The organism is Armatimonadota bacterium (genome assembly GCA_016869025.1).
Taxonomy (GTDB): Bacteria; Sysuimicrobiota; Sysuimicrobiia; order Sysuimicrobiales; family Humicultoraceae; genus VGFA01.
Map to the genome: position 1 here is coordinate 12,321 of VGFA01000017.1, position 22,732 is coordinate 35,052.

Consider the following 22,732-nt stretch of genomic DNA (forward strand, 5'->3'; position numbering starts at 1 on the left):
CGAACCATTCAGGCATGCTTCTACTCCTGCTCGTTGCCGCGGCCGCCGCGGTCTACTCCTCGGTGGGCCACGGCGGGGCCTCCGCGTATCTCGGCATGCTGAGTCTCTACGGCGTGCCCCCCCGCGAGATGTCCACCAGCGCGCTGCTGCTCAACGTGCTGGTGGCCGGGATCGCGACGGTCACCTACGCGCGCGCCGGCCATCTCTCGGCCCGACTGGCATGGCCGTTCATGGTTACCTCGGTTCCGTTGGCGTACCTGGGCGGGCTGCTGCACGTCGCCCCGCGCGCCTATACTCTGCTTCTGGGTGTTGCGCTGCTGGGGGCGGCCCTGCGGCTGTGGTGGACTCCGTCAGAGCGGCCTCCGAAAACGCTTGCCCTTCCTGTGGCGCTTGTCTCCGGCGCCGGCATCGGGATCTTGTCGGGGATCGTCGGGGTCGGAGGCGGCATCTTCCTGAGCCCGTTGATGATCCTCGCGGGATGGGCCGGCGCAAAGCAGACCGCGGCGGTCTCGGCCGCGTTCATCGTGGTCAACTCGATCGCAGGACTGGCCGGCCGCGCGGCGCGCGGCGCCCTGGTCGTCGGCGATCTGGGGCCGCTCGTTATCGCGGCGTTCCTGGGCGGCCTGGTCGGTTCCCGGCTCGGCGCGCACCGGCTTCTGCCAGTTCACATCCGTCGCGTGCTGGCGGTGACCCTGCTCTTCGTCGCGTTCAAGAATCTCTGGATCTGGCTGGGGAGCCTGTAGCGCCGGGCCGGAATCAGGCCCTGTCTACAGCTCCAGCCAGGTCCCAATCCCGCGCTCGACCGCGCGGCGGTAGACGATGGGCGCGGTGGCCACGTCGTCCAGGGCCAGCCCCAGGTTGCAGGTCATGGTGCGCTCCAAGGGGTCTTGGCGCCCGGGCTTCTTCCCTGCCACCAGCTCCCCAACCGTGGCATGTACCGGCGGAATGTCCTGGAAGTACCCGACCCCGCGATAGTGCTCAAGTTGAGGAATGTCGTCCGTGCAGAACTTGTCCGTCTCTTTCATGGCCGGGCCGTCCCAGTAAGTGTCGAAATCTACGAGCGACGCGAACGCGCCTTTGTTCAGCCAGCCGGCCTTGATCGTCGCGTGCGGCCTGCGCAGAATCGGTCCCGCGGTGACGACCATATCGCAGCCGTCAACGGCCTCCCGGGGCTGTTTCGCCTTGACGACCCGCAGGCCCCAGCGCTCCTCCACCTCGGCGGCGAACCGGTCGGTCTGCTCGGGCACGATATCGTACGCGGTCACGCGCTCGAGCGGGAACAACACCTTGAGGGCTTCCAGGTTGCTGCGCCCCTGGACACCGCAGCCAAGGATCCCGACGGTGCTGGAGTCGGGCCGGGCCAGGCGCTTGGCCGCAACCGCGGTGGCCGCGCCGGTTCGCATCGCTGTTATCCACGCGCAATCCATGACCGAGAGCGGCATGCCCGTATCATCGTCGTTGAGGATTACCAGGCCGCTGATGTACGGCAGCCCGCGGCCCTGGTTCTCCGGATACCCGCTCACCCATTTCATTCCGACCGCCCGCAGCGCGGGAACGTACGCTGGCATCGCGTGAATGAACGCGTCGGGCCGCGTGTGCACGCCCGGCTTGGGCGGCATCTCGACGCGGCCCTCGCCGTGCTCGCGGAATGCCACTTCCAGGGCTTCTATGATCTCTTTCATCGTGACGCCGGTAGACGCAACGTCCGACTGCGAGAGGTAGAGGATCCTCTGTTCAGGCATGGCCTCTCTCCTTGATGCTAACTTGAGGGATACCCGGCCTCGCCGTGGGGAGGCCTGGCTCCGCGGGTAGGATTCGAACCTACAACCCTCCGGTTAACAGCCGGACGCTCTACCATTGAGCTACCGCGGAACGCGGGACGAGCAGGACCAGCGCACTCATTCTAGGAAACGCTCACAGGGGCGTCAAGCCGCGGCACCGGCCCAGGCGCGGGCGAGGTGAACCGCGAATCCTCCTAGAAGCTGCCTGACCGTGGCATCTTCACCTGACCGCGAGGGGGTGGCCGCGCTGGCAACTCGTTCCGAACTGGTCATCAATACGTCCATCGTCGTCCTCACGGTGCTCGCCGTCGTGGGCGCCGTCCGCCTGCTCCTCGAGGTCGGCGAGATCCTTGTCGTGGTTCTCATCGCCGCGATACTGGCAACCGGACTCAGCCCGGTGGTGGAGAGGCTGGCCCACCGTACCTGGACCCGGCGCCGGCGGCGCCTGCCGCGTTCGGCTGCGATCGCCTTGGTGTACCTGGGCGTACTGGTGGCGCTGGTGCTCGCCGGCGGCCTGCTTATCACGCCGATCGTGGCGGAGTCGCGGCAGTTCGTGGAGACGGCGCCCGAGTTCTACCAGGGGTTGCGGGCGATGCTGGCGGGGTTCCAGCAGCGCTACGCCTGGCTTCCGGATCTGACCGCCCTGCTGGATCGCCTTCCCCACGAAGCCGGCCGCCTCACCGCGTATGTCGGCGCGGCTACCGGCGTGGCGTTCCGCGTCTTCGGCGTCGTCGTTTCAGCCATCACGGCCCTGATCCTCAGCATCTACATGCTGCTGGAGGGGCCGACGATCAAGCAGGGCTTCCTTTGGCTCTTCCCACGGCAGCGCAGGGGGCAGATCGAGGCGGTGCTGGGGCATGTCGGACTGAAGTTCGGCGGCTGGCTGCGCGGTCAGCTCCTGCTCGGTCTCATCATCGGCGCGGCCGCCGGCCTGGGCACCTGGGCGATCGGGCTCCCTTATCCGCTCCTGCTGGGGCTGGCCGCCGGTGTCACCGAGTTGATCCCCATGATCGGGCCGGTGCTGGGCGCGGTCCCCGCGGTGCTGGTGGCGCTGTTCGGGTCAACCTGGCAGGTGGTGGCTGTGGTCGTCTTCTTCACGGTGATCCAGCAGATCGAGGGCAACATCCTGGTGCCGCGCGTGATGAAGAAGGCCGTGGGGCTCTCACCGCTGCTGACGATCGTGGCGATCATGATCGGCGCCAAACTCATGGGGGTTCTCGGCGCGTTGCTGGCGGTCCCGGTGGCGGCGGCGTTGCAGGTTATGGCCGGAGAGGTGATTCGGACCTTGCGCGGGCCGGATTAGGGCTCGTCCGCCTCGATGGCGGAAAGCGCCAGTGACAGTGCCGCGGTGAAGAAGGCGGTGGCCTCGTGCTCGCAGAGATCGTTGAAACCCCGACGATCGAGGAACGACCGGAGGGGCGGAATCAGTTTCGAGAGCTTGCGCGAAGTATAGGAGAACAGGTCCCAGTACGCTTCCTCCGCTGCCGGATGGCCCATGCCGGTGCGCTCGGTCAGCGAGAGATACCTGCTGTGCAGATCGCGATACTGCGCGTCCTCCTCGTGCTCGGCCTGGGTCCGGTCCAGTAGCCGCGACACCTCGGGGTCGTCCAATGCCTCCTGCGCCAGGAAGCTCATGTCCAACAGAAGCTCGGCCAACTCCTCGGTCGGATGACCCAGGTAGAGATCCTGCTTGTGGCTCTCGGCGCCGATCAGGCGCCGCAGCTCGCGACTCATCTCGTCGTCGGCCTTGGGAAGGCGCGGGGGCTTCAGCGAGGGGCCGTTCACGCGCTCGCGAATCGTGATCCGTTCGAGCAGGTCGGGACCAAACCGCTCGGTGAGAAATGCCTCGATCAGCACCCGGCCCGGCGCGTGTGTGTGCGCCAGGGTAACGGTCTCTCCCTTGAAGGCGGTGTATCGCCATCCGGAACCGGCCAGGGCGTCGAGCACGCCGGCTATGCGGCTCAGAAGAGGACCGGACCCGCCGACCTCGCGCCGTAGCGCCGCCGACAGCGCGCGCAGCGACCGGCCGCGAAATGCGAACGCGCGCGGGCGGTCGAAGATCTGGATGTCTATCTCGGTGATGGTCCTGGATTTGGGCATGCGTGGAAGAGTTCCATCCTCCGGCTCGTCCCTATCGTCGGGGATGCGCCGGTGGTTGTCAACCTGTAAGGGCCCGAGGCGTGGGCTCCCCTGCTACGGCTGCTCGCGCCAGGAGGTCAGGGTGTTGAACGCCCCGCCGCCGATCGCGAAGCCGGTGGTGTTGTAGCTGAACTGCGTGTCCTGGTCGAACTGGACCGTCCTCGACTGGATGGCGCCGTTGGAGAGGCTCGCCTGGTCAAGCTGCACCCTGCCGTTGGGCGCCAGGATGATGGCGTTGATCCCCCCGGTCTGGTGGAACTCCACCGCGTAGATGTCGGGTGCCACGTCGCTGGCGCAACTCTGGAGCACGAAGCGGCCCGGGTTGATGTTGGCATTCGCTTCGTCCACTCCAAAGAACGTTCCCTGGCCTATCTCCATGCGCCCGGCCATGTGGAGGACGACCTTCCCGGGACCGGTGACCCTCACCCGGCTGGTCTTCCCGACGATCAACGTGTTCAGATGTACCGTGAGGATCTCGCTGGCGCTGGTGGTGGCGAAGGTCAGGGTCGAGTTCGCCTCCATCTCCACGTTGCGGAGGACCGTGTTGGCGTTGGCAGCGCTGATGGTGAGATTGGACTGGTTGAGACGGTCACCTGATGCTCCGGCCGCCGGGCTGCATGTGAAAGCCGGCAGCACCGGGCAGACCTGCCCGCCCGGGTAGTTGCTGGTGGTCACCCCGGCCACCTGGCTGTAAGGCGGCCCGCACGAACCCGAACAGGTCACGGTGCCGCCGGCAGTGGCATTGCCAGGCTGGCCGCCGTAAGCGGCGGTGCGGGCGAGCGAGCCCGGCGTCTTGGGCGGCCCGAAGAGCGCGATGTTCTGGTTGCTGCCCACATTGCCGCGCGTGATCGTGTCGCGGTCGAGCGTGACCCCATCACGGCCGCAGACCGCGAAGTCCAGGTCCGTCAGCATCGCCTGGCGCAACACGATGACCACGGTACGCCGGCCAAGAGACCGCGTGCTGTCCGGGACAAACCCGGTGGCCGTTACGATGCGTTCGTTCGGTCGGGGCGCGACGGCGCAGGGATCAGGACTGCCTGGCACCGTGCCGTCCGAGCACCGGACGGCCACATCGAATACACCCAGGACGCCCTGGGTAGGGTGCACCATCTGCCTGTTGCTCTCGCCCGGGTAGGTCCCGCCGGTCTCGTTGACCCTGGCGACCGCATAGTGGATGCCTGCCTCGGCCACAGCCAGTGCCTGCACGCCGTGGCGGTAGGAGAACCCGCCCTGAATCTCTCCGAGCAGGCTGCTGAGCAGGCCGACCGAGAGTACTCCGGCCGAGATGAGAAAAAGCAGGATCATCAGCAGGACGTTGCCGCGCTCGTTACCGCAGGCGCCGGTCCTCCGCTGTCGCCCCCGTGGATCCTGCGGGACAGGCGGGTTCACAGCGTGCGCGGGTCTGGATTCCTGAGGTTTACCAGAACCGTCCATGTCTGCTCCCTCGATCCCAGTGCGCCTGCCGCCGCCCGCTCGACCATCGTGACGCGGACCATGCGGATTGATCGTATGTCGTCAGGAGTTGTCGGGTTGACAATGACGACGCCGCTTGAGTCGTAGTACTCAAACGTGAGAGAGGCGATCGCCACCGAGGTGGGGTCGGTGATACTGGCCACCCGTTCCATCGCGCCGCTCACGCAGTTGGTGACCAATTCCTGCACCACGTTCACGGAGGTCCCGCCGACGATTTCCGTGCCCAGGCCGAACCCGATCGTTTGCGTAGGGTTGCCTACGCCTGCGCCGTCCAGGTCCGTGTTGAAGTAGAGGCGCGTCGCCGTCGGCGTCAGCGCGCCGTCCTCGGCCACGATCGCGTCGCGGCACCTGGGGATCGTGCTGGCCGGGCTGACCGCGTAGCCGGCCTGTCGCAGGCGGTCGGCGATCCACTGGATGACAAGGCGCCCGTGCTGCTGGTTGTGGACGGTGCTCTCCACGAGCAGGCGCGCTCGGATCGCGGTGCCCAGCGCAAGGTAGATCGTGGCCATCACCAGCGACCCGATGGCCAGGGCGGCAAGCACCTCGACCAGCGTCATTCCACGCTCTGCGTGCTTCATCACGGGAACCTGATGTCGGTGAAATACGTGGACAGTGCGAGGAACGGTGCCACAACGCCTTTGCGGTAGAGCGTGACGTTGACCTGTTTGAGGAGTGGTACGGCCGTGTCCGCCACCGCGATCTCCGCGCGGCTGAACACAATGGGAAGGCAGGGCTCCGGCGATGCGCAGGTCGCCGCTGTTTCCGTCCAGGAGCCGCTGACCCCGGCATAGCCGGTATTGCGCAGGTGATCCACCATGGCCTGCATCCAGGCGGCCCCGGTCGAGTGATCGCCGATCTCCCCGGCCCGGCTGATCGCGGCCATGTATCCCTGGCTGAGCATTATGACGATCGCCGAGATGAGCAGCATGCCGACCATGACCTCAAGCAGTGTGAACCCCTGCTGGCCGCCCCGGCAGCCGCGTCCCCTCACCCTCGCCGTGGCAACGGATGCCATCAGTCAATCCTCACGCGGCCGGTTGCGGCCGCGACCGAGATCTGCCGCGTCCGGTTGGTCACCTGGTTGCGCAGCGTGATCGTGCTGGCGGCTGCCGTCGTCCCCAGGGTCTCGAAGATGACCGTCTGTGGAGTGTCGGTGACAGTGATATCGGGAGGCAGGTGGCCCGTCTTTATCACTGCGCTCTCGGCAGTGATGGTGTAGAGGTTACTGTCGAACACGGCCACGACAGTCCGGCGCTGAGAGACGCTTACCTGCTGGCCGGCCCGCAGGTCGGTGGCGATCGTTTCCGCCCAGGTGTGAAGGCGCTGGTTGCTCACGAACTCCTGGTACTGGCCCAGCGAAGCCGCGACGAGCACCGCCGCGACGGCGCCGACGATCACGAGTTCTATGAGCGTGAAACCAGATTGAGATCTGTGGTACATCAACGATACGCCTCCAGACCCATCCGGCGTGGGAAGTGGCCCGTGGCGCTCCAGACCCCTGGTATAGGCTCCATACCCATCATGCCTCCTGGCTAGACCCCGATCATACGACGGGCGGTCGCAGCAGCGCCTCCCGCGTCGCCCGGGCCAGGGCCCGCAGATCAGGCATGGGAAGATTCTCGATCTGCATCAGCACCTCCCCCGCCTGCAGGATGGTGCGCTGCAGGTCGCCTTCCTCGGCCTCGGCCGCGGCCACCAGTCGGGTCCACTCCGCGCCCCGCGCCCACGCCTCGGTAGCATCGGCACGGCGCTCGGCCGGCGACGGCACAAGCCGCCGGCGCGTGCGGTGCCACTCCGCCTTGAACTCTCCGGCCACAGGGTCGGGTTCGAGCCCGAACTGCCGTTCCAGGCGCGCGATCTCGTCCACGATGTGTGCGACCGCCGCCAGGCGCGCCTTGCCCCCGCCGCCACGGGGTGGCCGTTCCGTGCCCAAGGCGGCTGCGACCGCGGCCAGCCGCGGGCCGGTAGGGGGGACCTGCTTGCGCCGCACGAGTTCTGCGAGGATCAGCAGGCGTGCGTGCCGCAGCCGCATCGCCCACCTGCCGTTCTCAGTCAGGCAGGCGTTGCGGTCAAGGTATCCCAACGACTGCAGCACGCCGGCCCGCAGCAGGAACTCGGTGCTCAAGCCGTCGCGCGCCCGGGCGGCCGCCTCCGCGATCTCTCCATCGGGCAGCTTTCGCGGCTGCCGCATCCGGCGGCCCAGCAGGCCCTGGTAGGCGGCGAACGACCTGCCGATCTCGGCGAGCGCGGTGCGGAGATCCCTCCGCGACAGCAGGTTCAGCACCTGCGAGTAGGTGGGGGTGAACGCGGAGGTCACCGGCTCTGCCTCTGCTCCGGATAGGGCCAGGCCGAGCTGGGCCTCGGCCCGATCAGAAGCCGGGACAACCACCACGCCGACGCGGTCGCGACCCCTGCGGCCGGCCCGTCCAGACATCTGTTGGAACTCGGTTGCCGAGAGCGAGACCGGCCCTTCCGGGCTGTTGCGTACGAGCGTTGACAGCGCCACGGTGCGCGCGGGCACGTCCAGCCCGCTCGCCAGCGTCGTCGTGGCCGCGACCGCGCGCACCAGGCCGAGGGACAGCAGGTCCTCAACCGCAAGGCGCCAAGCCATCAGGTGGCCTGCGTGGTGGGGCGCGATCCCGCACTGGATCAACGTGTGCCGGTAGGCGTGGCCCAGCAGCGTGGGGTACTCCGACTCCCACCTGCCGAGCGCCCTGGCTCGCTCCTCCGCCCCGGGCAGCCGAAGCGCGGATAGCTCGCGGACCGCCACGTCGCACTCGCGGCGTGAGGGGAAGAAGAGGATCGCGGGCAGCAGGTTGCCGGCATCCAGCTGGCGCACCAGTTCGGTCAGCCAGCCCCGGCGACGCTCCTCGCGCCGCACCTTTCCGGCCAGAGACGGCGGCAGGAGGCCGCCGCCGCCGTCGGCCAGGAGCAGCCGCAGTGGAACCGGACGCCGATCCTCCAGCACTACCGCCGGTGGCCGGCCGCGGATCTCGGTCATCCACCCCGCCAGTTCGTCCACGTTGGGAATCGAGGCGGACAGCAGCAGGAGCCGCGCATTGGAGGGTGAGAGGAGCAGGATCTCCTCCCAGGCCGTGCCGCGCTCCGTATCTCCGATGTAGTGCGCTTCGTCGAGGACGATGAACGCGATGCCGGCGCCCCCGGCATAGAGGATGTTGCGAAGGATCTCGGTGGTGCCCACGATGACCGGCGCGCGGGGGTTGATGCGCCGCTCCCCGGTCACCAGGCCGACCGCTTCTTCCCCAAACAGCCGCTGGAACTGGCGGAACTTCTGGTTCGAGAGCGCCTTCAGCGGCGTGGTGTACCAGCTCTGGCCTCCGGCCGTCAGCCAGGCGCGGATCGCCTCCTGCGCGATCCAGGTCTTGCCGCTGCCGGTCGGCGCCGAGACCAGGACGTCTCTCGATCCCAGAGCGGCCAGGGCCTCCTGCTGGAACCGGGCCGGGATGAACTCGCCGGGGGGCGCCTCGCCCACCTCGGCCAGGGTGGGGCGGATGCCCGGATGCAGGGTGACCTGGCTCACCGTGTCAGTATAGCGCAGTCAGCATGGCGCAGGATGCCGCAGGGTTTCCCGCCGAACTCCCAGTCCACAATGCGCACGCGGGCGACCAGGGTTCTGGATGAGCTGGGCATCCACTACGACCTGTTGGAGTTTGAGGCCGAGGAGCACACGGCTGCGGAGGCCGTCGAGCGTCTTGGAATCGCGCCGGGGCAGCTCTTCAAGACGCTGGTCGTGCGCTCCAGCGAGGGCGCGGTCCTGTTGGCGTGCGTCCCGGCCAGTCACGAGCTGGACCTCCGGGCGCTGGCGCGGTGCGCGGGTGCCCGCCGCGCCGAGCTGGTGGACGCGGGCGAGTTGATGCGGCTGGTCGGCTACGTCAAAGGGGGCGTATCGCCCCTGGCGACACGGCGGCCCTGCCTGACGTTCATTGACGCCTCAGCCCTTCAACACCCCCGGATAAGCATCAGCGCGGGCGTGCGGGGGCTGCAGATCTGGATTGACCCGCGCGACCTTGTGCGCGCTACGGATGCCCGGGTGGAACAAATGCACGGCAAGATCGGTTGAAGGAAGAGTGGAGGCGCCGGGGGGTTCCCCGGACATCCTCCGGGAACTGACTGAGACACTGATTGAAAGGGGGTCCTAGTCATGAGTGCGGGCTGCTGCGGTCTGAGGGTTGGGCAGAATGTGCCGGATTTCCGACTCGAAACCTTTGAGCCGTCCAAGAGCGATTTCGGAGAGGTTAGTCTCGCGGCGCTGCGCGCCGGCGGAAAGTGGACGGTCCTGTTCTTCTACCCTGCCGATTTCACCTTTGTCTGAGCAACCGAGTTCGCTGCTCTGGCAGAGCAGCATGAGGCGTTCAGTCGGCTCGGAGCCGAGGTCGTAACCATCAGCACGGACACGAAGTACGTCCACCTAGCATGGCAACGGAACGAGAAGATGCTGAGAGACGTCAGGTATACGATGGCGGCGGACCCTACCGGCAACGTCTCTAGGCTGTTCGGCGTCTACGATGAGGACACAGGGCTCGCGTTGAGGGGGACGTTCATCATCAGTCCCAGCGGGACGCTCCTGAACTCAGAGGTCAACCACTACAACCTGGGCAGGAACGTCGAAGAGCTGCTCCGGAAGCTCAAGGCCAACCTGCGCCTGGCCAGACACGCCGGCGAGGGCACTCCCGCGAAGTGGAAGGATGAGGGGGACAAGACCCTCAAGCCATCGGCGAAGATGGTGGGCAGGGTGTACGAGGAGTACGCCGATGAGGGGCGCGGAGGGCAGGCCTGAGGGCCGCGTGCTGGCTGGGATTGGGTCGGGCTGGTGGAGACGAGGGGATTCGAACCCCTGACCCCCTGCGTGCAAAGCAGGTGCTCTCCCGCTGAGCTACGTCCCCGCGTGGGTTGCGCCTCCCATGATAGCGGTTCTTGCGGGGTGGTCGCAACCGGTACCCCCTGCCTTCCGCGCAACCCCTGCGACTCCCCTTTGCGCGGCAGGCCCCAGGACAACAAGGAAGCGAGCCGGGGGGCCTCCCCGGCTCGCGCCTCCGTGACAACCTCGCCTTCGCCCTTACGGCATGGCAATGTTCAGCCCGACGTACCAGCCGCCCCACTTGACGCCGCAGCTGGTCGACCCTCCGCACATGATCGTGGGGTCGTACCGCCAGTCTATGGCCCTGTATCCTGCCTCGGCACCCACCGTTGGGCTGAAGTTGTACCCCAACGCGACCTTGTAGTCCAGTAGCGAAGCAGGCGCCTGCACGACACCCCCGAGGTTCCAGTTCAACTGAGAGCCGGTCTGTCGCGGGGTGTACCCCAGGTCGCCCGTGAGGTACCAGTTCCCGCCGAAGTTGACCCTTGCATCTGCTCCGAAGCGGAAGCCGTTCAGCCGGACGTACCAGGGAAAGGCCGGGTCCTCAAACGCGCTGCCGCCGTACCCCGCGTAGAAACCCGCCCGGCCGTTAGCCATGGGGAAGTTCCGGTGCACGTTGAGGTTCCAGAAGCGGTTGAACGATCCGGGATCACCGCCACCGCCCGTCCAGTTGTTCACCGAGCCGGAATCAAAGTTGAAGCTGAGGGCCCAGGCCCCACCCATGACGTCCCGGCGCAGCGAGAAGCCGAGCAACGGTGAACTCCAAGTGTTCCCTGACTCGTAGCTGCTGTTGCTGGTGGACCAGTACCGCAACTGAATCCACGTCTGTCTGGTGGCCATTCGCGGGATTCAGCCCGATTCCTGCATGCCCCGGCCCGGTCCCAGGGCCAGGTGCCCGGCGGTAACAGGCAGCGATGTGGGCCGCACACCCGTCGCGTCCGCGATGGCGTTCACGATCGCCGCCGCGCCTGGTATCACCGGCGGTTCGCCCACGCCCTTGGCGCCGAACGGCCCCTCGTCCGAGGGGACCTCGATCAGCACCACGTCCACCGGCGGCACCGCTGGTGCTCTGGGCAGCGCGTAGTCGGCGAGGGTTCCGGTCAGCAGGCCGCCGTTCTCGTCGTAGACAACCTGCTCCAACAGGGCCCAACCGATTCCCTGCGCCACGGCCCCGTGGACCTGTCCTTCCACTTCAGGCGGGTTGATCGCGAACCCGACGTCCTGCGCGACCACGTAGTCCAGGATCTCCACCGCGCCGGTCTCGCGGTCCACACGCACGCGCACGAGATGCCCAGCGAAGCCCGGAGCCTGCCGGGTGATCGCGGTGGAGCCCTGCCCGAACACCGGAGGGTACCTGGCGCCGAACTTCATGCTCAACGTGGCGATCTCAGCCAGCGACAGGGCTGCCGTGGGCGAGCCCTTGACCCGCACCCGGCCCTCCTCGACCACCAAGTCTTCCAGGCGGGCCTCCAGGTGGTCGGAGGCGATCGCCAGGATCTGTCGGCGCGCGTCCAGGGCAGCGCGCCGGACAGCGGCCCCGACCGTGTGCGTGATCTTGCTGCCGCCCGACATCCCGGCATAGGGCGCCTGATTGGTGTCGGCCGTGATCACCTGCACCTTGCCTGGCTCGACTCCCAGGATCTCCGCGGCGATCAGGCCCATGGTGGTGGCCGTGCCGGTGATATCCACCGCGCCCGTGACGATCTGGAACGTGCCGTCGGTGTTCGCGCGCACGCATGCGGTCGCCGATTCGAGCCCGCCGGGCCAGCCCCCGATCGCCACGCCGATCCCCTCGTCCGCCCGCCGGGGGCGACGGCGTACCGGGTGGGTGTCCAGCGCCTCGAGCACCTGCCGGAGCCCCATGTTGGGCCACGGCCGTCCGTGGGGCATCGGGTCGCCCGGACCTGAGGCGTGGCGCAACCGAAATGCGATAGGATCCACACCCAGCAGTGAGGCCAGTTCGCTCATAGCCGACTCGATGGCAAAGGTTGCCTGCGGCACACCCGGCGCGCGATAGGCGCCTGCCGCGGGCTTGTTGGTGAGCACGTCCACGGCTTCCACCGCCAGGTTGGGGATGCGGTAGTATCCCCCCAGCATGAGACTGGCGACCGTGAGGGGCGCGCCGGGTTCGCACCCGGAGTCGAACTCGATCCTGGCCCGCAGGGCGGTCAGGGCGCCTTCCCGTGTTGCCCCCAGCTCGACCGTGATGCGGCTGGCCGGGGCAGGCTCAGTTGCCAGGAAGTCCTCGTGTCGAGTGAGGACGATGCGCACCGGCCGGCGCGTGAGCATCGCCAGCGCGGCAGCCAGGGGCTGGAAGTTCACGATCTTGCCGCCGAACGCCCCGCCCACGGTCATCGGCACGATCCTAACCTGCTGCTGGGACAGGCCGAGCCGCTTCGCGGTCTCCGCGCGCAGGTAGAACTGGCCCTGCGTGGAGGTGTAGATCGTTACCCCGCCGGCTACCGGATCCACGGCGGCAACCGCGGCCTGTGGCTCCAGATAGCCCTGGTGGATGCGCGAGGTGGTGTAGGCACGGCGCAGGATCACATCGGCCTGCCGCAGGCCGTCCTCGATGCTGCCGCGCGTGAACGCCACCCGGTTGGCCACGTTGCTGGGGCGCTCGGCCCTCTTCTCCTGCAGGACCACCGTCGCGTGCGCCTCGGCGTCATCCTCCTCGGTCTCGGCCGACTCGCGCACCAGGGGGGCGTCCTCGCGCAACGCTTCGTCCATGGTCAGCACCGCGGTCAGCGGCTCGAACTCCACCGACGCACGGAGTGCATCGAGCCCGTCGGATGCGGCGGTCTCGCTTTCGCCCAGCACCACCGCGACCGGCTCGCCCGTGTACCTGATCAGGGATCCGGCCAGCAGGCGGGAGGCGCCCTCCCCGAGCCCGGCCAGGTCGTCCGCGGTCACCACGGCAACGACGCCTGGAGTCGCCAGCGCAGGGCCGCGGTCCAGCCGCACGATGCGCGCCCGCGGAAAAGGGCAGAGCAGCAGCCGCGTGTGCAGCATCCCGGGCAGGCGCAGGTCCTCGGTGTATCCGGCCGCACCCGTGACCTTCTCGAGGCCGTCGGTGCGCCTGTGGGCCTTCCCGATTACCGGCATTCTCGTCCCTCCGTTGTTGTTGCGGTGCTCTTCGTCACCACGCGCCCGGATGCCTTGCGCGCGGGTGGCGTTGCCGGCTGCGCTGCCTTGCGGCCTGGGAGCCGCCGCGCGTATGATGCTGGCCAGGGAGGAGGGTTCCATGGATCAAGAGGGTTACGAGCGCATCAACCCCGCTTTGCTGGAGACCTTCCCCTACGAGTACCCCGGCAGCGACGCCGTCGTGGAGATAGCGACCGACGAGTTCACGGCGGTCTGCCCGTGGTCCGGCCTGCCCGACTTCGGCCGGCTGACCGTGCGCTACGTTCCACGCGAGCGCGTGCTGGAGCTGAAGTCGTTCAAGTACTACCTTCACTCCTACCGCAACGTCGGTATCTACCAGGAGCACGCAGCCAACCGCATTCTGGCCGACCTGGTGACCGCAGCCGCGCCGAAGTGGATGGAGCTGGTGCTCGACTACAACGTCCGCGGCGGGGTCCACACGACCGTCCGGGCCCGCTGGCCGCAGGAGTAGTCCGGGTGGCATCGCACCGCGGCAGCCAGCGGATCCTCGCCGAGGTTTGCGTCATCGCCGCCGCGTACGCGGCGCTGACCGTGGCGTTCGGCCCGATCAGCTACGGTCCGGTTCAATTTCGGATTCCCGAGGCGCTGAAGTCGCTGGTCATCTGGCGGCCGCATCTCGTGGCGGCGTTCGTGCTCGGCAACTTCCTCAGCAACATCACCAGCCCGCAGGCAGGCATCTGGGAGCTCGGGTTCATGCCGCTGGCCAACCTGGCCGGCGCGTGGCTGTGCATTGTGATCGGCCGGCGGTCGGCTTGGGCCGGGGCCGCGGTCTACGCCGTGGTGATCGCCGCGGCCGTGGCCCTGATGCTATCGGTGCTGCTGGGTGTGCCGTTTGTTGTGCTGTTCCCGCCGCTCCTGCTGAGCGAGGTCGTACTCATCGTCGGCGGTGTTCCAATCATGGCCCGCATACACAGGGCGGTCGAGGATCGCGAGCGGCGCGCAGGACCCCTACCGTAGCGTGCTGGCCCAGCCGCATGCCCCGCCGTCGAGCCACCGGGGCAGGACGTCGCAGAGCACCCAGGGTCGCAGGTTCCCGGCGGCGAGCCGGTCCGTGGGCTGCCAGACGAACTCGAGGTGCGGTTCCGCCGATCGAACCGGGGCCGGTCCGTCCAGCCCGGGCCAGGTGACCTCGAACACCAGGTTCAACTCGTGGCTCCGCCCCTGCGGATCGTCCCACGCGTGCTCGACCGCCCCCAGGAACCTGCCGATCTCCACGGCGATCCCAAGCTCCTCCTGAAGCTCCCGGGCCAGCGCGGCCTCGGCCGGCTCGCCGAGCTCCACGTGCCCTCCGGGCAGGAAGGTGTGCGCGGCACCCTTCTTGCGGGCAAGCAGGAGGTGCCGCTCTGCGGTGATCGCGGCCCTGGCGATGATCTCGATCGCTGCGGTCATCAGCGCTTCCCAGGGCACCGCCCGCGGCTCTAGCGCCCCAGCCGCTTCACCGCCTCCTGCTGGAAACGCCGATCCACCATCTGCTCGATCGGAATCGCCGTCGCATAGTCTGCCAGCCCGGCTTCGCGGAAGGCCTTCTCCATGTCCACAATGGTGGTCGCAACGATTCGCATGTCGGGGTAGTAGAGCAGCGGCGGCTCTCCGCGCAGCACCTCGTCGCGCACGCCGGTGTACTTCTTGTAGGCAGCGACGTTGTCAGGGTCGAGGTACCCCTCGCCCTGCATGGCGCGCGCCGCGGTCATCAGCGCCATCAGGAAGCGAGTGGCGACCTCGGGCCGGGTGCGCATGAACCCTCCCGAGAACGCGAACACCGTCGTAGAGGTGCCCGGAGCGAAGTTCTCGAGCAGCGGCCGCGCCAGGAATTGGGCCAGCGCTGCCGAGGAGAACGGCGAGCCGGTCAGGGAGGCGTCCACGCGGCCGGCCCGCAGTGCCGGGCCGTGGTCCGGGTTGGGCAGGTTCACCAGCTCGAAGTCGCGCGGCCCGATGCCCCCGCGCCGCGCGCCGATGAGGAAGAGGTAGTGCCCGGCCGACCCCGCGCCTCCGGCGACTGCCACGCGCCGCCCCCGCAGGTCGCGCACCGAGCGTATCTCGCCCGAGTCGAAGAGGTCCAGGCGCGCCAGGATCCGCGTGCCGTGGCGCTGTCCCCAGGAAGAGGTGGACGCGACGACGCGCATCTCCAGGCCGCGGTTGAAGGCGTTGAAGATCGAGGCCGCCAGGCCGATCGCGCCTACGTCGAGGCGGTCCTGGGCCAGGAAGGCCACCGCCTCGGTGCCCGAGGCCACCCGCTGCAGCTCGACCTCGATCCCCTGATCGCGCATGAAGCCGCGCTCTATCGCCACGTAGAGCGTGGCGAAGTTGATCAGCGGCACGTGCGCCACCACGACCCTCTCGACGCGCGGTGCGGCAGGAGCCGCGGCGACTACGCCCGTCGCGGTGGCTACGACCATCGCGACGGCGGCCATCCCAGCCCAAAGCCGGTTAGGGTTACCCATGATCTATTCTCCCTCCTCGTGGACGATCGTCCTCCATCCAAGGCATCACCCGGTGGCCGATCCGGCGTACTGCCTCGTACGACAGCACTCCCAGTGCACCGATGACGATGAAGCCCGCGAACATCTCCTCGGGCCGCAGCGTGTTCCAGGCGAACCATATGAAATAGCCGATGCCGTCCTTGGCCGCGACGAACTCGGCGGCGATGATCACTATCAGCGCCGTGCCCAGCGCCAGGCGCATGCCGGTGAAGATCGCCGGCAGCGCGCCGGGCAGGATGATGTGGGCGAACATCTGCAGTCTCCGCGCGCCAAACGCCCTGCCCGCCTCGATGTAGAGCGGCTCAACGCCGACCACAGCGGCGGTCGTGTTGATGACTACGATGAAGAAGGTGGCGATGGCGATGATGGCTATCTTCGAGGCCTCGCCGAGGCCGAAGATCAGCATGACCAGCGGCAGGATCGCGACCTTCGGTATCACGTAGAGCGCCGAAATGGTCGGTTCGAGCGCCACGCGCAGCGAGCGGACCGTGCCCATCGCCAGGCCGGCCACCAGTCCTGCCGCGGCGCCGATCGCGAAGCCCGCCAGCACGCGCGTGACGCTGGCCGCGGTGTGCGCCGCCAGGGTTCCGTCGGCGAGCAGGCGCCAGAACGTGAGGACGACCAGCGACGGCGGCGGGAAGAAGCGCGCGTCGAGCACGCCGGTTTGGATCGCCACTTCCCACAGACCGACCAGGAAGACAGGCGCGCCCAGCGCCAGCATGCGGTCGCGGCGCGGGTCACTCATGCCCTTGTCCCCATCGCCGCGATCGCCTCATCCCGCAGCGCCTCCCATATCTGGTAGGACAGGCCGGCGAACGCCGGATCGCCCATCACCTCTATGCCACGCGGCCGGGCGAACGGCACAGTGAACGCGGCCTTCAGTCTTCCAGGCCGGGCGGTCATGAGCACGACACGGTCGCCCAGCAGGACCGCCTCCTCGATGTCGTGCGTGACGTACACAACGGTCTTGCGGTCGGCTTCCCAAAGGCGAAGCAGTTCGTCCATGAGAATCAGCCGGGTCTGCGCGTCGAGCGCGCCCAGCGGCTCGTCCATCAGCAGGACCTCGGGATCGTTGGCGAAGGCCCGCGCGATGCCGACCCGCTGGCGCATCCCCCCTGAAAGCTGGCGTGGATAGGCCTCGGCGAACTCGCCTAGGCCCACCCGGTCGATCCACTCGCGGGCCGTGGCCTCGCGCTCGGACCGGGCCACGCCCCGCATCTGCAGTCCGAAGGCCACGTTCTGCAGCACCGTCTTCCAGGGGAAGATCGCGTACTCTTGAAACACCAGACTGTGTAGCGGCTTGCCCCGGCCGCCTCCGGCGATCGCCGCCGTCCCGGAGGAGCAGGGAACGAGGTCCGCCAGGATGCGCAGCAGCGTGGACTTCCCGCAGCCCGAGGGTCCCACGATGCAGACGAACTCCCCCTCCGACACCTGGAGAGAGACCCGATCGAGCGCCACCACGGGGCGGCCCAGCCCTGGGTAGATCTTGGTCACGTCGGACACGAGGATCTTCACAGACATTGGAGTGTGGCATTCTACGTGTGTACGGCGCACTCCTCGGAGGACACGTATCACGGAGGACGCGTAACACTGCAGGACGGGCTCAAGCTGCCAGAGAAGCATCCTGGCGGGGAAAGGACAAGGAGGCGAGGACCGTGAGAAGAACGATTGCACTCGTCGGCATCGTGCTGCTGTCCGCGATGATTCCCGGCGGCCTCTCGGCAGCGCAGGTCTGGCCGGAAGCCCGGCCGGTGAGCATCGTGGTGCCCTTCACCGCCGGCGGAGGGACCGACATCATAGCCCGCCAGATTCAGCGGGCAATACAGCGGTTCACTGAAGCACCGATTGTTATCCGGAACATGCCCGGAGCAGGCAGCGGCATTGGGACAAACGAGGTGCTGCGCGCCAGGCCTGACGGCCACACGTTGCTGCTGTCCGGGACGCACACCGTCACGGCGACGCTGCAGGGCCTGACCGCCGGAACGATCATCCAGCTCGACCACATCGCCAGCCTGAACTGGGATCCTTTCGTGATCGCTGTTCTGGAAGCGGCTCCCTACAAGACCCTCCAGGAATTGATTGATGCGGGCAAGCAGGCCCCGGGTAAGATCACGATCGGTCATGCCGGCGTCGGCGCGTTGACTCACCTGACCGCTGAGGCCCTCAACAAGGCGGCCGGAGGACCCTGGACCGTGGTGCCCTTCGAAGGCGGCGCCCGCCTGATCGCAGGCGTGTTGGGGAACGTCGTGACCAGCGGCGTGTTCTCGCAGTCCGAGGTGCAGGCGCAGGCCGGGCGGCTCCGGCCGCTCGCGGTCACGAGCCTGCGGCGGACCACGCTGTTTCCGGCAGTGCCCACGACGACCGAGCTGGGGTACAAGAACATCCCCCAGGGCAGCTTCCGCGCGATCAGCGGGCCGAAGGGGATTCCCATGGAGGTGCGCAGGGCAATCGCATCCTCCGTGGCGCGTGCAATGAACGATCCCCACTGGATACAGTTCGCCCGCGAGAGCGGACTGGTCAAGACATACATGGCCAACGAGGAGCTGGAACGGTACTTCGCGGTGCTCACGCTGGACCTGTCGAAGTTGCTGCGCCAGGTCGGCCTGATGAAGTGAGGAGATGACGCGGACTTCGCGGCTGGCCGTCGCCGCGTCCCTGGCCGCCTTCGCGCTCCTGGCCCTCCTGCTGGCCGGCCAGATCTCCAGCCGGCACGTCAAGGGAGATCCAGGGCCCCAGGCCCTTCCAATCGCGGTCGCTGCCCTAGTTCTGGTCGGGGCAGCGGCCGCCTTGATCGGGGAGACGCGCCGCGGTTCTTCCGGCGCGGAGCCATGGCAGCAGGCCCTTGGAATCGGCGCAGGCACGGTTGCGTTCCTGCTGCTCTTGCCGGTTATGGGCTTCGTGATCTCCGCCGCGCTCTTCCTGATAGCCGCCTCGCTCTACCTTGACAGCCGGCGGCGCATCGGACCGGTAACGCGGCTCCTGACCGGGGTGGGGTTTCCCCTGGCCCTCTGGTGGATCTTCAGCCGGCTGCTCGACGTTTCCCTCCCACGCGGGCTCCTGGGATTCTAACGCATGGAACCCCTGCTGAAGGGCCTGGCCTTCGTCCTCCAGCCGACCACGCTGTTGTGGATTGTCGTGGGCGACATCGTCGGGATCTTCATCGGCGCACTTCCCGGCCTGACGGCCACGATGGGGCTCGCGCTGTTTCTGCCCGTTACGATTCACCTCGACAGTCTCACCGCCGTCAGCCTGCTGCTGGGGCTCTACTTTGGGGCGGTGACCGGGGCGTCCATACCCGCGGTGCTCTTCGGGATCCCGGGCAACCCCAACGCCATTGCCACCGTGTTCGACGGCCTGCCCATGGCGCGCAAGGGGCAGGCCGGGGTCGCGCTCGGCGGCGCGGTGATAGCGTCGTTCATCGGCGGGCTGATCAGCACCGCGGCGCTGCTCGCGGCCTCCCCGGCGCTGGCCCGCTTCTCGCTGCTGTTTGGGCCCGCGGAGTACTTCTCCCTGGCGGTTGCCAGCCTGACGATCATAGCCAGCGTCTCGGGTCCCTCGCTCCTGCGGGGCGTGGTGATGGGTGCGATGGGCGTGTTGCTCGCGACCGTTGGGATAGACACCATGACCGGCGTCCGACGGTTCACCTTCGACAACCCCTTCCTGGCCAGCGGCATCGGGCTCGTTCCCGTGCTGATAGGCATGTTTGGCATCACGCAGGCGCTCGACGATGCCGCCCACAGCCGAGAGCTGCGCCAGATGGTCACGCAGCAGCTCGGCCGGCTATTCCCAAGCATTCGGCAGCTTCGCGGCATGTGGCGCATCATTCTGGAGTCGAGCTGGATCGGGACCTTCATCGGCCTGCTGCCCGGGGCCGGCGCCAGCGTGGCCGTGGTCCTGGCTTACGAGCGGGCGAAGCAGATCTCCCCGCGCCCCGAGGAGTTCGGCACCGGCCGGCTCGAAGGGGTCATCGCGCCGGAGGTGGCCAACAACGCCTGCATCGGCGGTGGGCTGATACCCACCTTCACGCTTGCGCTGCCCGCGGAGGCGGCCGCAGTTCCCATCCTTGCTGCGCTGGTCATCCACGGCGTCACGCCCGGCCCGTTGCTGTTTACCTTCCAGCCGCACTTCATCTACGCTATTGTCTTCGCAATGATCGTGGCGAATCTGACCACCTGCGTCTTCCAGCTCGGCGGCATCCGTGTGTTCATCAAGGCGCTGAGCGTGCCGCCGGCGTTGATGCCTCCTTTGGTGATCTTGCTGTCGGTGCTGGGCGCGTACGCCCTCAACGGCTGGATGTACGACGCCGTCGTGGCAGTGGTGGCCGGGATCCTGGGGTTTGTCCTCAAGCGCGCCGGATACCCGCTGATCCCGCTGATCCTGGGACTGGTCCTGGGGCCGATGATGGAGTCGGAGTTCCGGAGGATGATGATCATCACCGGCGGGGACATGACGGTTTTCGTCACGAGGCCGCTGAGCCTGCTGCTGCTGGCAGCCGGCGCCGGGTCGCTGATTCGCCAGCTCGCCCATCAGAAGCGGCTGGCCCGGAAGGGAGCAGTATCGGCATGAGCAGTTTGGCTGAGAGCCAACACATCCCCGCCGTCATGAACCCTCCGGCGCACTTTCTGGTGGCGTCGGCCGCGAGCAGCCCGCTGACGCACCTGGAATTCGCGCTTGTCACCCTGGCCGGTGGTGGGGCGCCCTTCTCCTGGGAGTCCGGCGACCGCGAGGCCGTCATATACGTGATCGAAGGCGGCTGCGTGGTCAACGTCTCCGGAAGTGCGGGGACGCTTTCCGGGACCCTCGGCCCGCGCGCATCGGTCTTCGATGATCCGCCGTCCGCGGTGTTCGTGCCCGCGGGCTCTCGCGTAGACCTGGTCGGCCTTGCGGACGGAGCACATCTGGCGCTCTTCTCCGCGCCTCCGGCCGCCACACGCTCTCCCCGGATCATCGGCCTGGATCAGATCACCGTCAGGAACGTGGGCGCCGAGAACTGGTCGCGCCGCGTCATCAGCGTTGCCGACCAGAGCGTGACCAGCCGGATGCTCGTGGGCGAGACCCACAACCCCCCTGGCCACTGGTCGAGCTATCCGCCGCACAAACACGACACGCGCCGCGCCATCGCCGAAGGTCGAGGCGAGGCCCCGATGGAGGAGGTCTACCACTACTTTGTGCGGCCGCCGGACGGGTTCGGGCTGCAGATGGTCTACACGCCTCCAGACGCCCCTGCGCCGTTCGAGAGGATCTACAGGGTGCGCGACGGCGACACCGTTGTGATACCGCGCGGCTACCACCCGATCGTGGCAGCCGGGGGCTACGATCTGGTCTACCTCTGGGCGATCTCGGGCGAGCAGGTGGAGTACGCCGCCTGGGCGGACGATCCGGCGCATGCCTGGATCAACCGTCCGCGGTAGAGCCGGAAATGCGCCCTGTTATCGTCTTCGACTTCGACGGCACACTGGTGGACGCGTACGAAATCAAGCGCGAGTCGTACTGGCGGGCGGTATCCGAGGTGCTGGGACTGGACCCCGGGCACCGGGCCACGGTGGACGCCTCCTATGCCCGCACCAGCGGCGCCCACCGGTTCGTTCAACTGGCCGATACCGCTGCCGCCCTGGGCCGCACGGTGTCCGACGCGGACCGCGAGGAGTTCTCGCGGCGCTACTCCGGCTACAACGAGCAGGAGAAGGATCGGATGCGTCAGTTCCCCTCGGCGAGGGCGATGCTGGAGGCACTTCGGGAGGACCACGACCTGGTGTTGTCCAGCGGCCTGCCGCACGCCAACCTCGTGGCCGAGGCCGCGCGCCATGGCCTGGCGGAGTTCTTCGTCGAGATTGAGGGCGGCGACAAGGGCCGTACGCTGGACCGGCTGCGCGCCGCAGGGCGCACCGTCGTGGTCTTCGTCGGCGACACCCCGCACGACGAGGAGGTGGCCGCCTCTCGTGGTGTCCCGTTCTACAGGGTTGGCGGCGACGCAGAACTGGCACGGCTCCCGGAGGTGCTCTCGTGAGCGCATCGTTGGTGGTCCTGGGATCCAGCGGCGCGGTGCAGACCGCGCACCGCGACAACGCGGCGCTGGCCTTCCGCATGGAGGAGTCGTCGGTCCTGGTTGACTGTCCGGGCAGCGTCTTCCTCAAGCTGCGGAAGGCAGGGCTCGATCCGATGCTCCTGCGGGCAGTTGTGATCACGCACGCGCATCCCGACCACATCTACGGGCTGCCGTCTCTGGTGCACCATCTCTGGATGCTTGCCCGCCAGGAACCACTGCCCCTGTTCGCGCCGGAGCCGGAGATAGGCAAGCTGCGGGGCCTTCTGGACGTGTTCGACCTGGGCCGGCGCGCGGAGTTTCTTGAGATGCACCCTCTGGCCGCCGGTGCAACCTCACCGACAGGCGACGCGGCTGGCCCATTCTGGGAGCACGCCGGAGGACGGCTCTCTGCGCTGCCGTCGGACCACGGCCCGCCCGCTTTCGCGATCCGCTGGGATACCCCTGCGGGCGCGAGGGTCGTCTACTCCTCTGACACGCGGCCGGTGGAGGCAATGGCTTCGTTCGGGCGCGATGCCGCGCTGTTTGTTCACGAGGCCACCTTCCTCGAGTCCGAGGCAATACGGGCGGCGGAGGGGGGTCACTCGACGGCTGCGCAGGCCGCCCGCCTGGCGGCGCTCGCCGGCGCTCGCCGGCTTCTTCTCGTGCACCTGGACTACCGGGCAGATGCGGCGCAATGGGTGGAGGAGGCCAGGAGCGAGTTCGTCGGGCCGGTGGAGGTGCCGGACGACGGCGCGATCTACGCTGTGGAGTGATCCCGGCGGCGCAGTGT

25 protein-coding genes and 2 tRNA genes are annotated in these 22,732 nt (G+C 67.9%); 12 read left to right on the forward strand and 15 right to left on the reverse strand.

The window, feature by feature from the left end:
• The first annotated feature begins 14 nt into the window (after window positions 1-14).
• Entirely contained in the window at window positions 15-743 is a 729-nt protein-coding gene (locus tag FJX73_09310) for a sulfite exporter TauE/SafE family protein (protein MBM3470974.1), read from the forward strand.
• 24 nt (window positions 744-767) lie between these two features.
• On the opposite strand, the gene FJX73_09315 is transcribed toward FJX73_09310, so the two are convergent.
• Window positions 768-1,742: an ornithine cyclodeaminase family protein gene (locus FJX73_09315; GenBank protein MBM3470975.1), complete on the reverse strand. Its 975-nt coding sequence runs from the start codon at window positions 1,740-1,742 to the stop codon at window positions 768-770.
• A gap of 55 nt (window positions 1,743-1,797) precedes the next feature.
• Window positions 1,798-1,872, reverse strand: a tRNA-Asn gene (locus FJX73_09320).
• Between the two features lie 114 nt (window positions 1,873-1,986).
• On the opposite strand from FJX73_09320, the gene FJX73_09325 reads away from it, so the two are divergent.
• Window positions 1,987-3,084, forward strand: coding sequence for an AI-2E family transporter (locus tag FJX73_09325; protein ID MBM3470976.1), 1,098 nt, complete (start codon window positions 1,987-1,989; stop codon window positions 3,082-3,084).
• Here the strand turns inward: FJX73_09325 and FJX73_09330 are convergent.
• The 6 genes from FJX73_09330 to FJX73_09355 form a co-directional block, all read right to left on the reverse strand.
• Window positions 3,081-3,881, reverse strand: coding sequence for a hypothetical protein (locus tag FJX73_09330; protein MBM3470977.1), 801 nt, complete (start codon window positions 3,879-3,881; stop codon window positions 3,081-3,083). The genes FJX73_09325 and FJX73_09330 overlap by 4 nt on opposite strands.
• A gap of 93 nt (window positions 3,882-3,974) precedes the next feature.
• Entirely contained in the window at window positions 3,975-5,225 is a 1,251-nt protein-coding gene (locus tag FJX73_09335) for a hypothetical protein (GenBank protein MBM3470978.1), read from the reverse strand.
• An 80-nt stretch (window positions 5,226-5,305) separates the two neighbouring features.
• The gene (locus FJX73_09340; protein MBM3470979.1) at window positions 5,306-5,971 is read right to left on the reverse strand and encodes a prepilin-type N-terminal cleavage/methylation domain-containing protein; all 666 of its coding nucleotides are present in this window, start codon (window positions 5,969-5,971) and stop codon (window positions 5,306-5,308) included.
• Entirely contained in the window at window positions 5,971-6,408 is a 438-nt protein-coding gene (locus FJX73_09345) for a prepilin-type N-terminal cleavage/methylation domain-containing protein (GenBank protein MBM3470980.1), read from the reverse strand. Before FJX73_09345 ends, FJX73_09340 begins: the two co-directional genes overlap by 1 nt.
• Window positions 6,408-6,833, reverse strand: a complete 426-nt coding sequence (locus FJX73_09350; protein ID MBM3470981.1) for a prepilin-type N-terminal cleavage/methylation domain-containing protein — start codon at window positions 6,831-6,833, stop codon at window positions 6,408-6,410. The genes FJX73_09345 and FJX73_09350 overlap by 1 nt, the downstream gene beginning before the upstream one ends.
• A gap of 103 nt (window positions 6,834-6,936) precedes the next feature.
• Window positions 6,937-8,934 (reverse strand): DEAD/DEAH box helicase, encoded by a 1,998-nt coding sequence (locus tag FJX73_09355; protein MBM3470982.1) that lies wholly within the window; start codon window positions 8,932-8,934, stop codon window positions 6,937-6,939.
• A 69-nt stretch (window positions 8,935-9,003) separates the two neighbouring features.
• On the opposite strand from FJX73_09355, the gene FJX73_09360 reads away from it, so the two are divergent.
• Both FJX73_09360 and FJX73_09365 read left to right on the forward strand, forming a co-directional pair.
• Entirely contained in the window at window positions 9,004-9,474 is a 471-nt protein-coding gene (locus FJX73_09360) for a Cys-tRNA(Pro) deacylase (GenBank protein ID MBM3470983.1), read from the forward strand.
• Window positions 9,475-9,555: 81 nt separating this feature from the next.
• Window positions 9,556-10,191 carry a peroxiredoxin gene (locus FJX73_09365; protein MBM3470984.1) on the forward strand — a complete coding sequence of 212 codons (636 nt, stop codon included), beginning with the start codon at window positions 9,556-9,558 and terminating at the stop codon, window positions 10,189-10,191.
• 31 nt (window positions 10,192-10,222) lie between these two features.
• Here the strand turns inward: FJX73_09365 and FJX73_09370 are convergent.
• The 3 genes from FJX73_09370 to FJX73_09380 all read right to left on the reverse strand — a co-directional run bounded on the left by FJX73_09370 (window position 10,223) and on the right by FJX73_09380 (window position 13,377).
• Window positions 10,223-10,297 (reverse strand) — tRNA-Ala (locus tag FJX73_09370).
• Window positions 10,298-10,470: 173 nt separating this feature from the next.
• Window positions 10,471-11,112, reverse strand: a complete 642-nt coding sequence (locus tag FJX73_09375) for a hypothetical protein (GenBank protein MBM3470985.1) — start codon at window positions 11,110-11,112, stop codon at window positions 10,471-10,473.
• A gap of 9 nt (window positions 11,113-11,121) precedes the next feature.
• The gene (locus tag FJX73_09380) at window positions 11,122-13,377 is read right to left on the reverse strand and encodes a xanthine dehydrogenase family protein molybdopterin-binding subunit (GenBank protein ID MBM3470986.1); all 2,256 of its coding nucleotides are present in this window, start codon (window positions 13,375-13,377) and stop codon (window positions 11,122-11,124) included.
• Window positions 13,378-13,489: 112 nt separating this feature from the next.
• Here FJX73_09380 and queF point away from each other — a divergent pair, with 112 nt between their 5' ends.
• Window positions 13,490-13,888, forward strand: a complete 399-nt coding sequence (gene queF / locus FJX73_09385) for an NADPH-dependent 7-cyano-7-deazaguanine reductase QueF (protein ID MBM3470987.1) — start codon at window positions 13,490-13,492, stop codon at window positions 13,886-13,888.
• Window positions 13,810-14,394 (forward strand): QueT transporter family protein, encoded by a 585-nt coding sequence (locus FJX73_09390; GenBank protein MBM3470988.1) that lies wholly within the window; start codon window positions 13,810-13,812, stop codon window positions 14,392-14,394. Before queF ends, FJX73_09390 begins: the two co-directional genes overlap by 79 nt.
• Here FJX73_09390 and FJX73_09395 read toward each other — a convergent pair.
• Genes FJX73_09395 through FJX73_09410 form a run of 4 tightly spaced genes read right to left on the reverse strand, consistent with a single transcriptional unit; the run spans window position 14,386 to window position 17,438 of the window.
• A complete protein-coding gene (locus FJX73_09395) occupies window positions 14,386-14,826 on the reverse strand; it encodes an NUDIX domain-containing protein (protein MBM3470989.1) in 441 nt (146 codons plus the stop codon). The genes FJX73_09390 and FJX73_09395 overlap by 9 nt on opposite strands.
• 29 nt (window positions 14,827-14,855) lie before the next feature.
• Entirely contained in the window at window positions 14,856-15,878 is a 1,023-nt protein-coding gene (locus FJX73_09400; protein MBM3470990.1) for a hypothetical protein, read from the reverse strand.
• On the reverse strand, window positions 15,871-16,662 hold the full coding sequence (locus FJX73_09405; protein MBM3470991.1) for an ABC transporter permease: 792 nt from the start codon (window positions 16,660-16,662) through the stop codon (window positions 15,871-15,873). The genes FJX73_09400 and FJX73_09405 overlap by 8 nt, the downstream gene beginning before the upstream one ends.
• A complete protein-coding gene (locus tag FJX73_09410; protein ID MBM3470992.1) occupies window positions 16,659-17,438 on the reverse strand; it encodes an ABC transporter ATP-binding protein in 780 nt (259 codons plus the stop codon). Before FJX73_09410 ends, FJX73_09405 begins: the two co-directional genes overlap by 4 nt.
• A gap of 134 nt (window positions 17,439-17,572) precedes the next feature.
• Between FJX73_09410 and FJX73_09415 the strand changes: the two genes are divergently transcribed.
• Genes FJX73_09415 through FJX73_09440 form a run of 6 tightly spaced genes read left to right on the forward strand, consistent with a single transcriptional unit; the run spans window position 17,573 to window position 22,715 of the window.
• Window positions 17,573-18,532, forward strand: a complete 960-nt coding sequence (locus FJX73_09415; GenBank protein ID MBM3470993.1) for a tripartite tricarboxylate transporter substrate binding protein — start codon at window positions 17,573-17,575, stop codon at window positions 18,530-18,532.
• 4 nt (window positions 18,533-18,536) lie between these two features.
• The gene (locus FJX73_09420; GenBank protein ID MBM3470994.1) at window positions 18,537-18,986 is read left to right on the forward strand and encodes a tripartite tricarboxylate transporter TctB family protein; all 450 of its coding nucleotides are present in this window, start codon (window positions 18,537-18,539) and stop codon (window positions 18,984-18,986) included.
• Between the two features lie 3 nt (window positions 18,987-18,989).
• On the forward strand, window positions 18,990-20,483 hold the full coding sequence (locus FJX73_09425) for a hypothetical protein (GenBank protein ID MBM3470995.1): 1,494 nt from the start codon (window positions 18,990-18,992) through the stop codon (window positions 20,481-20,483).
• On the forward strand, window positions 20,480-21,328 hold the full coding sequence (locus tag FJX73_09430) for a 5-deoxy-glucuronate isomerase (GenBank protein MBM3470996.1): 849 nt from the start codon (window positions 20,480-20,482) through the stop codon (window positions 21,326-21,328). Before FJX73_09425 ends, FJX73_09430 begins: the two co-directional genes overlap by 4 nt.
• Window positions 21,329-21,336: 8 nt before the next feature.
• Window positions 21,337-21,924, forward strand: coding sequence for an HAD family hydrolase (locus FJX73_09435; protein ID MBM3470997.1), 588 nt, complete (start codon window positions 21,337-21,339; stop codon window positions 21,922-21,924).
• Window positions 21,921-22,715, forward strand: coding sequence for an MBL fold metallo-hydrolase (locus tag FJX73_09440; GenBank protein ID MBM3470998.1), 795 nt, complete (start codon window positions 21,921-21,923; stop codon window positions 22,713-22,715). The genes FJX73_09435 and FJX73_09440 overlap by 4 nt, the downstream gene beginning before the upstream one ends.
• Window positions 22,716-22,732: the final 17 nt, after the last annotated feature.

Bases quoted from the DNA above. Each gene is read 5' to 3' on its own strand.
- FJX73_09380 (MBM3470986.1), bottom strand. From the start codon at position 13,377: ATGCCGGTAATCGGGAAGGCCCACAGGCGCACCGACGGCCTCGAGAAG.
- queF (MBM3470987.1), top strand. From the start codon at position 13,490: ATGATGCTGGCCAGGGAGGAGGGTTCCATGGATCAAGAGGGTTACGAG.
- FJX73_09400 (MBM3470990.1), bottom strand. From the start codon at position 15,878: ATGGGTAACCCTAACCGGCTTTGGGCTGGGATGGCCGCCGTCGCGATG.
- FJX73_09310 (MBM3470974.1), top strand. From the start codon at position 15: ATGCTTCTACTCCTGCTCGTTGCCGCGGCCGCCGCGGTCTACTCCTCG.
- FJX73_09345 (MBM3470980.1), bottom strand. From the start codon at position 6,408: ATGGCATCCGTTGCCACGGCGAGGGTGAGGGGACGCGGCTGCCGGGGC.
- FJX73_09420 (MBM3470994.1), top strand. From the start codon at position 18,537: ATGACGCGGACTTCGCGGCTGGCCGTCGCCGCGTCCCTGGCCGCCTTC.
- FJX73_09430 (MBM3470996.1), top strand. From the start codon at position 20,480: ATGAGCAGTTTGGCTGAGAGCCAACACATCCCCGCCGTCATGAACCCT.
- FJX73_09410 (MBM3470992.1), bottom strand. From the start codon at position 17,438: ATGTCTGTGAAGATCCTCGTGTCCGACGTGACCAAGATCTACCCAGGG.
- FJX73_09315 (MBM3470975.1), bottom strand. From the start codon at position 1,742: ATGCCTGAACAGAGGATCCTCTACCTCTCGCAGTCGGACGTTGCGTCT.
- FJX73_09435 (MBM3470997.1), top strand. From the start codon at position 21,337: ATGCGCCCTGTTATCGTCTTCGACTTCGACGGCACACTGGTGGACGCG.
- FJX73_09335 (MBM3470978.1), bottom strand. From the start codon at position 5,225: ATGATCCTGCTTTTTCTCATCTCGGCCGGAGTACTCTCGGTCGGCCTG.
- FJX73_09360 (MBM3470983.1), top strand. From the start codon at position 9,004: ATGCGCACGCGGGCGACCAGGGTTCTGGATGAGCTGGGCATCCACTAC.
- FJX73_09330 (MBM3470977.1), bottom strand. From the start codon at position 3,881: ATGCCCAAATCCAGGACCATCACCGAGATAGACATCCAGATCTTCGAC.
- FJX73_09375 (MBM3470985.1), bottom strand. From the start codon at position 11,112: ATGGCCACCAGACAGACGTGGATTCAGTTGCGGTACTGGTCCACCAGC.
- FJX73_09350 (MBM3470981.1), bottom strand. From the start codon at position 6,833: ATGTACCACAGATCTCAATCTGGTTTCACGCTCATAGAACTCGTGATC.
- FJX73_09395 (MBM3470989.1), bottom strand. From the start codon at position 14,826: ATGACCGCAGCGATCGAGATCATCGCCAGGGCCGCGATCACCGCAGAG.
- FJX73_09405 (MBM3470991.1), bottom strand. From the start codon at position 16,662: ATGAGTGACCCGCGCCGCGACCGCATGCTGGCGCTGGGCGCGCCTGTC.
- FJX73_09425 (MBM3470995.1), top strand. From the start codon at position 18,990: ATGGAACCCCTGCTGAAGGGCCTGGCCTTCGTCCTCCAGCCGACCACG.
- FJX73_09340 (MBM3470979.1), bottom strand. From the start codon at position 5,971: ATGAAGCACGCAGAGCGTGGAATGACGCTGGTCGAGGTGCTTGCCGCC.